This window comes from Planococcus sp. SE5232 (genome assembly GCF_050686535.1).
Classification (GTDB): domain Bacteria; phylum Bacillota; class Bacilli; order Bacillales_A; family Planococcaceae; genus Planococcus.
Genome location: NZ_JBOGCP010000002.1, coordinates 460,069 through 473,051 on the forward strand (window position 1 = coordinate 460,069; position 12,983 = coordinate 473,051).

13 protein-coding genes and 1 other annotated feature are annotated in these 12,983 nt (G+C 45.3%); of the genes, 1 reads left to right on the forward strand and 12 read right to left on the reverse strand.

Features of this window, described 5'->3' with window-relative positions:
• Positions 1-377: 377 nt before the first annotated feature.
• Genes polX through zapA form a run of 3 tightly spaced genes read right to left on the reverse strand, consistent with a single transcriptional unit; the run spans position 378 to position 2,946 of the window.
• Positions 378-2,087 carry a DNA polymerase/3'-5' exonuclease PolX gene (polX, locus tag ACRC6Q_RS11090; RefSeq protein ID WP_431466535.1) on the reverse strand — a complete coding sequence of 570 codons (1,710 nt, stop codon included), beginning with the start codon at positions 2,085-2,087 and terminating at the stop codon, positions 378-380.
• Between the two features lie 56 nt (positions 2,088-2,143).
• Positions 2,144-2,680, reverse strand: coding sequence for a CvpA family protein (locus tag ACRC6Q_RS11095; protein WP_298830481.1), 537 nt, complete (start codon positions 2,678-2,680; stop codon positions 2,144-2,146).
• Between the two features lie 5 nt (positions 2,681-2,685).
• Positions 2,686-2,946 (reverse strand): cell division protein ZapA, encoded by a 261-nt coding sequence (gene zapA / locus ACRC6Q_RS11100; RefSeq protein ID WP_065537053.1) that lies wholly within the window; start codon positions 2,944-2,946, stop codon positions 2,686-2,688.
• 82 nt (positions 2,947-3,028) lie between these two features.
• On the opposite strand from zapA, the gene rnhC reads away from it, so the two are divergent.
• The gene (gene rnhC / locus ACRC6Q_RS11105) at positions 3,029-3,961 is read left to right on the forward strand and encodes a ribonuclease HIII (RefSeq protein ID WP_431466536.1); all 933 of its coding nucleotides are present in this window, start codon (positions 3,029-3,031) and stop codon (positions 3,959-3,961) included.
• Between the two features lie 41 nt (positions 3,962-4,002).
• On the opposite strand, the gene ACRC6Q_RS11110 is transcribed toward rnhC, so the two are convergent.
• The 9 genes from ACRC6Q_RS11110 to ACRC6Q_RS11150 form a co-directional block, all read right to left on the reverse strand.
• Positions 4,003-5,073, reverse strand: coding sequence for a hypothetical protein (locus tag ACRC6Q_RS11110; protein WP_431466537.1), 1,071 nt, complete (start codon positions 5,071-5,073; stop codon positions 4,003-4,005).
• Positions 5,074-5,082: 9 nt separating this feature from the next.
• Entirely contained in the window at positions 5,083-5,520 is a 438-nt protein-coding gene (locus ACRC6Q_RS11115) for a prepilin-type N-terminal cleavage/methylation domain-containing protein (protein ID WP_223638378.1), read from the reverse strand.
• Positions 5,507-5,863 (reverse strand): type IV pilus modification PilV family protein, encoded by a 357-nt coding sequence (locus ACRC6Q_RS11120; protein ID WP_223638391.1) that lies wholly within the window; start codon positions 5,861-5,863, stop codon positions 5,507-5,509. The genes ACRC6Q_RS11115 and ACRC6Q_RS11120 overlap by 14 nt, the downstream gene beginning before the upstream one ends.
• Before the next feature lie 341 nt (positions 5,864-6,204).
• Positions 6,205-7,353: a hypothetical protein gene (locus ACRC6Q_RS11125; protein ID WP_431466538.1), complete on the reverse strand. Its 1,149-nt coding sequence runs from the start codon at positions 7,351-7,353 to the stop codon at positions 6,205-6,207.
• Positions 7,354-7,364: 11 nt separating this feature from the next.
• Positions 7,365-7,763 carry a PilW family protein gene (locus tag ACRC6Q_RS11130; protein WP_431466539.1) on the reverse strand — a complete coding sequence of 133 codons (399 nt, stop codon included), beginning with the start codon at positions 7,761-7,763 and terminating at the stop codon, positions 7,365-7,367.
• Complete coding sequence (locus tag ACRC6Q_RS11135; RefSeq protein WP_431466540.1) at positions 7,760-8,122, reverse strand: type IV pilus modification PilV family protein; 363 nt, start codon at positions 8,120-8,122, stop codon at positions 7,760-7,762. Before ACRC6Q_RS11135 ends, ACRC6Q_RS11130 begins: the two co-directional genes overlap by 4 nt.
• Positions 8,123-8,290: 168 nt before the next feature.
• Positions 8,291-10,690: a phenylalanine--tRNA ligase subunit beta gene (gene pheT, locus ACRC6Q_RS11140; RefSeq protein WP_223638400.1), complete on the reverse strand. Its 2,400-nt coding sequence runs from the start codon at positions 10,688-10,690 to the stop codon at positions 8,291-8,293.
• Between the two features lie 14 nt (positions 10,691-10,704).
• Positions 10,705-11,742, reverse strand: a complete 1,038-nt coding sequence (pheS, locus tag ACRC6Q_RS11145; protein ID WP_223638402.1) for a phenylalanine--tRNA ligase subunit alpha — start codon at positions 11,740-11,742, stop codon at positions 10,705-10,707.
• A gap of 39 nt (positions 11,743-11,781) precedes the next feature.
• Positions 11,782-12,009, reverse strand: a binding site (T-box leader).
• Between the two features lie 47 nt (positions 12,010-12,056).
• Complete coding sequence (locus tag ACRC6Q_RS11150) at positions 12,057-12,824, reverse strand: TrmH family RNA methyltransferase (RefSeq protein ID WP_223638404.1); 768 nt, start codon at positions 12,822-12,824, stop codon at positions 12,057-12,059.
• Positions 12,825-12,983: the final 159 nt, after the last annotated feature.

Genomic DNA, 12,983 nt, shown 5'->3' on the forward strand with positions numbered 1-12,983 from the left:
CCGCAGACGAAGCGCTGAGCCTCCTCGTCGCAAGCTCCTGCGGGGTCTCATCACTCAGCTCTTCCGCAGGAAAGGCATTGGTCGAAGCCTGCTGAGACCAAGTCTTTGCGACGAAGCTAGCGCAGCGATGCAGGAGCACATCTCTGCCCTTCACCGCCTTGCACCCTTTCTTCTAATCGTCTTCACTAACAGATCAACAGAATATGAAGCAAACCAGCGGAGACTCCCGCGGGAGCAGTGCAACGACATACAAGAAATCCACTCGGGCGTTTAGCCCGAGTTAGTTCGGTGCAAGCTCGTAGGAAAGCGGAGCTGGTTTATGGAATATCCAAAACAGAAACGATTCTATTTAAATTATTAGTCCAACTTATATATTTTTATTTTTTCTTATTCAAAAATGCTTTGAATTTTTCCAGCGACCATGTATTGACGATGGTGTCTTTTTTCAGCCAGGCTTTTTGGGCATGCTTGACCCCGGTTTCCATGACTTCCAGGCCTTCGATCGCATGGGCATCCGTATTGATGGCGACAGGCACACCTTTTTCCTGTGCCATGACCAAATACGGTACTGCAAGATCCAAGCGGTACGGACTGGCGTTCAATTCAACAATTTTGCCGTACTCCTTTGCCCAATCCAGTAGCTGTTCGACATCCGGATCATAGCCTTCGCGCTGTCCGACGATTCTGCCTGTCGGATGTGCAATCATGTGGACATGCGGATTTTTCATGGCCGTCAAAATGCGATCCATGATCTGTTCCTGCGGTTGCTGGAAACTTGAATGGATGCTGGCAATGACAAAGTCCAATTGTTTCAACATGTCATCATCAAAATCCAATGTGGCATCCGGCAAAATATCCATTTCGGTACCTGACAGCACTTCGATTGCCGGGTATTGCCCATTAATTTCACGGATCAGTCCATGCTGCTCGGTCAACCGTTCCGGCGTCAGGCCGTTTGCAACCTTCAAATACTGTGAATGGTCGGTAATGACCATAAATTGATAGGATTTCGCTACGCAAGCTTCAACCATTTCCTTCAATGAATTGGCTCCATCCGACCAGGTTGTATGCATATGCAGATCGCCTTTGATGTCTTCAATCGTCACAAGGTCAGGCAATTCTTCCAATCGGTCAAGTTCCCGTCCGTCTTCACGCACCGATGGCGGAATGAAAGGCAGGCCGAAATGTGCGAAGAAATCGGGTTCGGATGTAAATGTCGTGACCGTACCATCTTCCTGCTCGACGCCGTACTCGGAAATTTTCTTGTTCTGCGATTTCGCCAGCTGCCGCATTCTCACGTTATGATCCTTCGATCCGGTGAAATGATGCAGCGCGGTGACGAATTCTTCAGGTGCCACTAAACGGAAATCGACGTCAATCGGCTCCAGCACATCCACGGTCACTGAAACTTTCGTGTCTCCCGACGCAATCGTTTCCTGTACCGGCAAGGCTGCCAGCAATTGCTCTTTTACGCGTGCGGGTTCAGCTGTCGCGATGATGAAGTCCAGATCTTTGCTGGTTTCTTTTGTGCGGCGGAAACTTCCGGCAACAGAAAACTCGGTGACTTCTGCAATGGTAATCAGAACATCTTCGATGAACGCCACCGTTTCTTCTGTTTTCCAGATTGGCTGGCGGTCCGGCTTGGTTTCGAAGTCATTCAATTCTTTCAGGATCTTCTCTTCGGATTTCGGGCCAAATCCCGGTAGTTTCTGGATTTCTCCATTCAAACAAGCGGCCTTTAAGGCTTCCATCGAATCGATGCCCAGTTCCTTGTAAAGTTTGGCAATCTTCTTGCCGCCCATTCCCTGAAGCTTCATCATCGGGACAAGGCCTTTCGGTACTTCTTCCTGAAGTTCTTCCAGCACCGTGGACTTGCCGTCGTTGATCAGTTCCAGAATGACGTCCCCTGTTCCTTTGCCAATGCCTTTCAGCTTGGTGACATCTTCGATTTCGTCCAGACTGCGCTGATCCAGTTCAAGCGCCTGTGCGGCTTTTCGGAAAGCCGATACTTTAAACGGGTTTTCCCCTTTAAGTTCCATGTATAACGCAATTTTCTCAAGCGTTCTGATGATAATCTTCTTATTCACCAAGAGCCCTCCTCATTTCGATTAAAAAAACTTCCCTCGTAAGAGAGAAGTTCCTACTACATATAAATATACCACCATTCTTTTACTTTCTCAGAGAAATAAGGCGTATGCTCAATCATAGACTGGGCAATCCCTGAATTCTCCAACTGGTTCTGCACGACATCCACAGGAAGCAGTGCGAACACATAGATGAAAATAAAGAGCAGTATGTAAACTTCAACAAATCCTAAAACCGCACCCAAAATCTTGCTGAAAAAGCCAAGAACCGGCAAAAACTTCAGGAAATCGAACATGGACGCCAGCAACTGCAAAGCAAACTTCACCACAAAGAAAATTATAGCGAATGCCAATAATTGATAGAAAGTCTGATCCAAGTCCAACTGGTCTACGACAAGCGTAAACTGGGAATTTTCATTTATCGCTGGGTAAGGAATCCACAGCACAAAGTATTCGGACAAGGGTTTATAATATTTATAAGCCACGACCAAGGCAATAACAAATCCGACCATATGGATCAGCTGGACGACAAATCCTCTTTTGGCGCCCACGATGATGCCACCGATCAGTAAGATGATTAAAAGTATATCAAGCATTCACGTCAACCCTTCAGTTTTTTCAATTCATTTTCTAATTGTTCAACTTGCTCTTTCAGTTTAAGATAGTCATGTACCGCATTCGATGCAGTCAAAACGGCAAGCTTTGCCTGGTCCAGCGATGGATTCAAGGCATTGATCTCGCGCATTTTGCTGTCGACGATCGACGCAACGAGACGCATGTGTCCTGAAGTTTCAGTACCGACCATTTTATAGGTGTTGCCATAGATGTCAACGACCGTGTGAATTTTATGTTGCTCTGACAATGCAATATCCCCCTTTGGAATTCTATAGACCATCATACCATGAAAACAAGCCGATTGTGAATCAAAGAAAGGTGACTCGTCCATGTCAAATACAGTTCTGAAACTCCCGGAGGAAAGTATTCTCCAAGTGATTTCACATTACCAGAAAAACAACATCCAGACCAAGAACCCATACGCCAGGTTCAGTGCCAAACTGCCGGATACGGTCGTGACCGTCTACACTTCAGGAAAAGTCATGTTCCAAGGAAATGGCGCCGAACGGGAAGCAGCAAAATGGGGTGCGGCATTGCCGGCGACGGAAAAGACCGTATCCACTAAAGGCGACAAACTGCCCGACGGCTTCGCCAAATTATCCGTTCTCGGATCCGACGAAACCGGCACCGGCGATTTCTTCGGCCCGATCACAGTGGCCGCCTGTTACGTACCCACAGACAAAGTAGAGCTTGCCCATGAAATCGGCGTCAAAGATTCCAAGCAGCTCACCGATGCGTGGATGCGCCAAGTGGCTCCCGACCTGAGAGAAGCCTTCGCCCACAGCGTGCTGACTTTGAAAAACGACAAATACAATCAAGTACAGAGCCAAGGTTGGTCACAAGGAAAAATAAAAGCATTGCTCCATAACCAGGCTCTCAAACACGTACTGAGCAAGATCGCGCCGGAAAAACCGGACGCCATCCTGATCGACCAATTTGCGGAGCGCGGCATTTACTACAAACACATCAAAGAAGAACCCGAAATCATCCGCGAGAACGTCCTGTTTTCCACCAAAGCAGAAGGTCTCCACGTTTCAGTCGCCTGTGCTTCCATCATTGCGCGTGTGGCTTTTCTCGAAGAAATGGATCGCATGAGTGCTGAAGCCGGCGTCACCTTGCCGAAAGGTGCTGGAAAAATTGTCGACGAAGCGGCAGCGAAGATTTTGCTGAAGCATGGCGAAGCGTATCTGAAGAGCTTGACGAAGGTGCATTTTGCGAATACAGGGAAGGCGAAGGTGTTGGCTGGGAAGCGGCGTGGATAGACGAATAACCCCTGGAGAAAATTTCTCCAGGGGTTATTATTTTAATGATAAATCGTATTGAGCTTGTTGTTCAGTGACCAATTGTATACTTTACCGGTTTGTGCGACTTCTACGGGGTCTGGCCAAGTGACGATGCTTTCGCAGCTTTTGGTATACCCTGGAAAGCTTTTATAGGCTGTAGTCAATGTTTTAGAAGCACCGATATATGTGTTGCCGATCACATGAATTTTAGCGTTGGGATTAGTTGTTATGGACCCTTTAATATAAGCATCCCCGTATACAAGGATTAGGCTATAAGGTCCTAAGTTAACATTCCCTAAAATGGTCAGGTTACCTTGAACGTAAATACAAATAAAGTTATTCGAATAGACACCGCCGCCGATATATAAGTCTTTTTCAATCTTTAGAGTATCCCCACTATTTCCTCCTCCGGCAAGTAAAGCATTGTTAGATGGCAAAGAATTAATAATGAATGATTCAAAATGATAGGAGGTTCTTTGAATTGGAAAAGGACCATCTATTTCCACAAACCCTTTCACATCTCCAGATGGAGGATAGGAAGTAATCGGTGCCTGACCAGTGGTGTTAATCGGTTTAGCAGGAATAGCGGGTCCTGTTGCAGGATTCGCCTCAGTTACCACAATTGTAGGAGGTGTCACTTCCATACTTCCCTCCACTAATTTTGTGGTGCCACTTTCTGCTATTCCAGTACTCTTCATGGTTACGGTAATCTTTCCGGAATCGCCCGTGGAACATCCAGTAAGCCCCGCTAACGGCACTTTATAAGTACTTCCATCTCCACTCTTTTGAATGCTGCCGATATTTTTGATTTTTGTGCAAAGCTCTTGACGACTTTTGGCTAATGCTGTAGTTGCTCCTGTTTGCGTGGCCGTAAACTTATAAAGTTCTACAGTTTCTTCAACCAATGCTTGATAGTGAAGCAAGCCCATTTCTGCATAATGACGAGCCTGTACCTGATCTTCTTTTAACGAAAATTGTTTTGAAGCATTGGCATTCATCAGCAACAAACCCAGCCCTAAAATTGTAAAAAGCACAACAAGGAGCATCACAAACAATAAAGCATAGCCTTTTTCATTAGTTAACCGTTGCATCTTACACCCCTAATTCAATTTACTGAATGCCGTTTGGATGACAAACTTCTGATCGGCTTTTTTTATCGTTAACTTCAATGGAGACCTTTTATCCCGACACAACGTCGCTCCTTCAGTTAACTCATACTCATAGCCTTCTGAAATAATGACACCATCCATCTTTAATTGAGCTTTATTAGATGCTACTGTGATTTTAATCTGTTGATCGGGTCCGCATTTAATGGCAGGCACTGCCGATACGAGTGAAGGGCTTTCCAAATAGTGACCTCGAATTCGTTCTGCAATCAGGTTGCCTTCCTGTTGAAGTTCCTGACGTGAGGAAGTCCGATCTGCAGAATTCGTTCCCGTTGATAACACGGATATAATTCCAACCACAATAATTCCCATAATCGCTAGAACTGCCAATAGCTCGACTAATGTAATGCCTCGTTGGCTATTCCATCTCATAATACATTTCCGTAGTAAACCCTGGCTCATTTGTTCTCGTTCCAGCAACTGCTTTCACCGTGATTTTGGCGTGCTTTAAATTTTTAGTAGGCCCGTCAGATCTCACTACATCGATCTTATATTCAGGATAAAGATCTTTATAATCCAGATTATTTTCTCTAACACTTGCAACTACATCTTCGGTAACTTGAACTGCAGTTAATTTTTCATTATTGAAGGTAGTAAACTTCGCTGATTGTGTGAAAAAACTCATAAAACTCACCAGCACGATCCCCAAAATCACCAAAGCCGCCAAAATTTCAACTAAGGTCAATCCTTCTTCTTTTTGACTAACTATTTTCATAATTTAAGCCTCCGCTTAGATTTTTTACTGATTTTAATATTATCGGCTACTTCATTTTAATATTATCATAGGTTTTGTATAATAATGTATATATTTTCTATTAAAAGCAAATATTTTTATTATATATATGAATCCATTAAAAAAGAGCAGAATCGATTAGATTCTACTCACGAAAATAATTTACTGATTCTTAAAATTCCTATCTCTGTTATAACAGATGACGTAATTGATAATTTTTGTAGGAGTTTGATTTCTTTAATCCAAGATGTTTCCCAATAAAGAAAAAATGAAAAGGTGCATATATATAGATGGTTAGGTAAAAAGTATTAAAACTCGATATTTTATTTATAATCAATCAAAGGATCGTCTTCCAGTTCCCAAAATGCTGCGCTAGGAACTGTGGGTGTTGTAATAGGTTGCTCCAATCCTGGATTAGCACACGGCAGCCTATTTGCTATATTAGCTTGATTCTGTGACATAGATCCAAAGGGATTTGCTATTTTAGTGATTGTTTCTCCAGCTATTTTGTATACGTTGCCTTTAACATAGATTTTCATTTTCCCTATTTTTGGCGGCAATGAAAAGCCGCTTGGCAGGAACACATTGCCGAATACATACATTTCATTATTTGGACTGGTGCTTCCCAGGACCTGAGGTAAATAGGTATCTCTATAAACGACCATAGACAATTTATTTACGGATTCCATGTTCTGCTTAACCACGAGATTTTGCCCAACAGCAATACATGCGTGGTTTTGGACATCGATTTCATTTGACACATACATATTTTTATCCACTTTCAAGGTCGCTCCATTGCCCCCATTCACAACAAGATTATCCATTACCAAGCTATCCTTAAAGTGCAAGCTGTTTTGTTTCATTTCTATCATAGTTACTTCAGTAAATTCTTGGATGGTTTCATGGGCATCTTTACATTTCTTTTGACCTGATTTGTCACAACTTTTGTTCCAAGTAGTTAGTTTATCTGCATTAGTTATAGGTTTAGTAGGTACTATCGGAGATGAAGGGGTACTACTTCCATTTCCAGGAATATGGGTTCCCTTATTTTTAACAAAGTAAGTAGCTGTAATTATTTTTTCGGTATCCAGGTCTCCTTCACTCTTGCTTTGTACTTTCACTTCCAATGTTCCGCCTCGCTCGATACATGAATTGCCTGAATACCCATTTTCCGCAACTTCGTACTTAGAGTCACTTTTACTATCAGCATTTACAATTTGTAACAAAGGCTCAATTTTAGTACATTTCAAATCAGTGGTATTGGCACTCACTACCGTCTCCAACACGTTATGATAATGAAGGATACCCATTTCAGAAAGATGACGAGCCTCTACTTGCTCTTCTTTTAAGTTAAACTGCTTTGATGCATTTATGTTCATTGTTAGTAACCCCATACCAAGTATTGTAAAAAGAACTACAAGCAGCATAACCATCAATAGCGCATAACCTTTCTGATTCTTTAAGAAATCCATAATTACTCTCCTCACCGCAATTTACTGAACGTTGTATCAATTTCGTAATATTGGCCATCAGCATCCAAAATTGTCATTTCAAACTTAGTATCGAAATTCGGATCTATTTCAGTATCCGTAAACCTATACCTGTATCCTTGTGAAATAGGTCTTGAATCCAATAGTAAGATTTGCTCCCCATTGCTCTCTTCCACACTTAAAAAAAATACCTGATTATCTGATTTCAAATATTCGCTTCGAAGAACTTCAACAACCAGATTTGCTTCCTGCTGCAGCTGTTGTTTTGTGGCGGTTTTATTTGAAGCTGTTGTTCCTGTTGATAAGACAGAAGCTATGACTATGACAATAATGCCCAGAATAGCTAAGGCAGCAAGCAGTTCGACTAATGTGATTCCTTTTTCATTCTTCATGACGACACCTTGAAGTACATCTGTGTTGTAAATTCAGGCTCATCAATCCCAACATCATCCGGAGAATTTACTGTAATAACCGCTAACTTTAAATCTCCTGGCCCAGCTTCAATATTTATTTCAACTAGATGATTTTTCTGATTGAAAACCTGGTCATTAGTGTATGTACCAATTCTTACTTCAGCAACTACTTCTTCCGCTATCTGTACATTCGTCAATTTCTCATTATTATGTGCCGTAAACTTCGCCGATTGTGTAAAAAAACTCATCACACTGACAAGCACAATTCCCAGAATCACTAAAGCTGCCAATATTTCAACTAACGTCAACCCTTTTTCGTTTTGCATCAGCCTCTTCACAAGAGAACCTCCATTAATTATGATAGTTAAATACTACCACATTTTATCCTCTATTAAATTAAAAAGACCTATAAAAAGTAAATTTTATGAACCAGTTTACTTACTAAATAAAGAAAAAAGGATGAACCCTGTGGGTTCATCCTTTTAACTCATTACTATCGAATCAGATTAGCTTCTAAGCTCAGCGCCGACTTCCGTCAAGGCTGCCATTACTTTTTCATGTGCATTGATGACTTCTTCGTCCGTCAAGGTCTTCTCAGGATCGAAGTAGGTCAAGGAGAAAGCGACTGATTTTTTGCCTTCTTCCATTTTATCGCCTTCGTACAAGTCGAATACGCGGACGTCTTTCAATAGCTTGCCGCCTGCGTTGCGGATGACGGTTTCAATCGTACCCGCTTCGACGATTTTGGAAAGGACCAATGCCACATCGCGTGACATGGATGGGTAGCGCGGCACTGGCGTGTACACCAATGCTTCTGTTTCCAGATTCAACAGCGTTGCCAGGTTCAGTTCCATGACAACCGTTGTTTTCAAGTCGCGCGCTTTTTGTTCGGTTGGATGCAATTGGCCCATAACGCCGATGCGTTGGCCGTCCAGCATGATGAATGCCGTTCTGCCTGGATGCAGATCATCCATTTGGCCGCGTTCGAATGTTAACTGGACACCGAGTTTATTGCCAAGACTTTCGACGATCCCTTTCAGGACGAAAAAGTCGACGGGCTTTTTCTCACCCTGCCAGCTGTTGTCGAGCCAAAGGCCGGTCATGGCAACCGCCAGATGCTCCTGCTCGTTCAATAATTCGTCGTCGCCTTTCAGGAAGACCGAACCGGTTTCATACAAAGCCACTGAATCCATTCTTCTAGCCGTGTTGTATGTGACAGATTCCAACAGATGCGGAAGCAAACTTTGGCGCAGGATGCTGCGCTCTTCGCTCATCGGCATCAACAGGCGCGTCGTTTCCGTTTCTTCCAAAGCAAATTGCTTCGCCGACTTCTCGGAAGTCAGTGAATACGTCGTCGCCTGCAGCAAACCGGCGCCTTCCATCAAATTGCGGGCAATGCGGCGTTTTGCCTGGTAAGGCGTCAATCCGCCCGGCGTGGTTTCCGCTTCCGGCAACGTTGCAGGAATTTCATCATAGCCATACAGGCGTGCGATTTCTTCCACGACATCTTCAGGAATCTGGATGTCCTGTCGGCGCGTCGGCACAGAAATAACCAATTGCCCGTTTACTGCGGCTGTGTTGAATTTCAGGCGGTTCAAAATATCCAGCATGTCTTCAAAAGCGATTTTCATCCCAAGACGGCTGTTAATGAAATCCGGTGAAACTTTGACGATTCTCTCTTCTTTATTCAACTCGTCGAATACCACTGATCCAGCTAGCACTTCCCCGCCGGCAAGTTCGGACAGCAATTGTGCTGCGCGTTCTGCGGCTGGAATGACGCGGTTTGGATCCACACCTTTTTCATAACGCGAGCTTGCATCACTGCGAAGGCCGTGGTCTTTCGATGTCTGACGGACAGAACCTGATGCGAAATAAGCGGATTCGATGACAACAGTTGTCGTCGAATCGCTGACTTCCGAGTTGGCACCACCCATGACACCGGCAATCGCCACTGGTTTTTCGCCGTTGGTGATGACCAGATGATGACCGGACAATTTGCGTTCAGCATCGTCCAACGTCGTTATCATTTCGCCTTCTTTAGCGTGGCGAACAGTGATATTGCCGCTGTCCAATGCATCGTAATCGAATGCGTGAAGCGGCTGGCCGTATTCCATCAAAATATAGTTGGTGACGTCGACCACGTTATTATGCGGACGGACGCCGGCTGCCATCAAACGCTGCTGTAGCCACATCGGCGACTCCTGCACTTTGATGTTGCGGACCACTTTCGCTACGTAGAGCGGATTGGCTTCAGGTGCATCGACATTCAATGTCAGCATGGATGCTGCTGTGTCAGATGCTTCTTTGTAGCTGATTTCAGGAAGTTGCACTTCTTCAGAAAGGATCGCACCGACTTCGTAAGCGACTCCTAGCATGCTCATCGCGTCTGCGCGGTTCGGCGTTAAGCCTAGTTCCAGCACCGTGTCATCCAAATCGAAATTGGTGATGACGTCAGAACCGGTTTCCGCGTCTTCCGGCAACACGTAAATTCCTTCAGCGTAAGCTTTCGGCACCAGTTTGCCTTCAATGCCAAGCTCCTGCAACGAACAGATCATGCCATGCGATTCTTCTCCACGAAGCTTCGCTTTTTTGATTTTGATATCGCCGGGAAGTGTTGCTCCAGGACGTGCCACGATGACTTTCTGGCCAGCAGCGATGTTCGGTGCACCACAGATGATCTGTGCAATTTCTTCACCGACGTTGACTTGGCAGATCGATAGTTTATCCGCTTCCGGATGTTTGACGCAAGACTCGACATAGCCGACGACAATATTTGTCATGCCGTGCGAACGGTCAATGACTGCATCCACTTCGATGCCGGAACGCGTTATTTTTTCACCCAGTTCGGCGGGTGGCAATTGTTGTGTATTTACATAGTCTTTTAACCAGTTAATGGATACGAGCATGGTTTATTTCCTCCTTAAAGTTCTGTACGTTGGAATTGGGATAAAAAGCGGACATCGTTCGTATAGAAATGACGGATATCCTCGACGCCGTATTTCAACATGGCAATACGCTCAGGACCCATGCCGAAAGCGAAGCCAGTCAGGCGTTTCGAGTCATAGCCGGCCATTTCAAGAACATTCGGATGCACCATTCCAGCGCCCAGAATTTCGATCCAACCTGTTTTCTTGCAGACGTTGCAGCCGCTGCCGCCGCATTTGAAGCAGGAAATATCCATTTCCACTGAAGGCTCCGTGAACGGGAAGAAGCTCGGGCGAAGACGGATTTCACGGTCGTCTCCGAACATTTTCTTGGCGAATACGGAAAGCGTCCCTTTCAGGTCGCTCATGCGGATATCTTCCCCGATGACCAATCCTTCGATTTGCGTGAACTGATGCGAATGCGTCGCATCATCGCTGTCGCGACGGTACACTTTGCCCGGACAGATAATTTTGATCGGCTCGCCGCCTTTTGCTTCCATCGTCCGCGCCTGTACCGGTGATGTGTGTGTACGCAGTAAAATATCTTCTGTTATATAGAAGGAATCCTGCATATCACGTGCGGGATGGCCTTTTGGCAAATTTAAGGCTTCAAAGTTGTAATAGTCTTTTTCCACTTCCGGGCCTTCTGCAACTTCATAGCCCATGGAGATGAACAGGTCTTCAATTTCTTCCACAACACGCGTCAACGGATGCGAGTTGCCTGTTTTGACAGGACGTCCCGGCAACGTGATGTCGATCGTTTCGCTTTGCAGCTTCTGGTTGATCGCTTCCTCTTCCAGAATGACCATACGGCCTTCCAGCTGAGTTGTCACTTCTTCGCGAACCACATTGACCAATGCGCCCATTTTCGGACGTTCTTCAGCTGGGAGTTTCCCCATGCCTTTCAATAAATCTGTAATCGGCCCTTTTTTCCCGAGATACGCCACACGGACGTCATTCAATTCTTTAACGTTTGAAGCTTCGGCGATCTTTTCGAGTGCCTGTGTTTTCAATTCCTGCAATTGTGCTTCCATTCTTTTCTCCTCCTTAGACAGTAAAAAGCCCCGTCCCAGAAAAGGGACGAGGCATTATTCGCGGTACCACCCTAGTTATCGCCATACAGCAATCACTCATTTACATAACGGCTCTTCACCGGCCCATCTTTACAGCATCTCTACTGGTCCCGTTGGGCAGCTCGCGGGGTGAACTTCTGAGGCGTTTACATATCCACACTTCCAGTCAAGGTGCGGAATCTCTGGGATGTAAGGGCGCAACGTACTTTTCCCGTTCTTCGCTTTTACTTCTATTTACTCTTTCATTATACGAAAGTTCACGATTTTTATCAAACTTAGTTTTTCGGCACCAGGCTGTACAAAAGAATGCCTGTAGCAACTGCAACATTCAGGGATTCTGCGCTGCCGTAAAGCGGCACCATCAAATTCTGGTCTGTCTGTTGCAGCAATACTTGATCGACGCCGCTGCCTTCATTGCCGACAATCAACGCGAACTGTTCATGCGTTTCCGCTTCGTGAACCGGCGTTGAGTTTTGCAGCGCCGTCCCGAAGATTTTGATGCCGTTGGCTTTGGCCTGTGCGGTCCAATCGATCAATTCCCCTTTGACGACGGGAATCTGGAAATGCGATCCTTGCGCCGAACGGACGGTCTTCGGATTGAATGGATCTGCACAGCCTTTTCCAAGAATCACAGCATCGATGCCGCTCGCCGATGCAGTGCGGATCATCGTGCCGATGTTGCCCGGGTCCTGGACAGCATCGATCATCAGGAGCTTGGTCCAGGATTTCTGTTCGTCTTCCGTAAACTCAGGCTGCGCACAATGCGCGAAAATGCCTTGCGTATGCTCGGTTTCCGATATTTCCTTCGCCACAGCAGCTGTCACGGAGTAATGCGCAACGCCTTCAATATCCCAGTCCGCTGGAATGTCTACACCTTCACGGACAATCAACGACTTGATAAGGTCTTTTTTCTTCAATGCCTCTTCCGTCAAATGAAAGCCTTCCACCAGGAATTCCGCAAATTTATCGCGCTCTTTGCGGGTCGTCCCGAGCTTTTTCCAATGCTTGACGAGTGAGTTTTGGTTCGATTCAATTCTTTTCATTACAGGATCACGCCTTTATTTCAGAGTAGTTCAAGTATAGCATACAGAAAAGCGGAAGCGCCCATCTAGCCCCGACAAGCGCTTGAAGCCTTTACGGTAATGGCGTCCTTTTCCATTGCTGGAAAGGCTGAAGCGACTCGAGGGGCTGGGCGCTGGAGT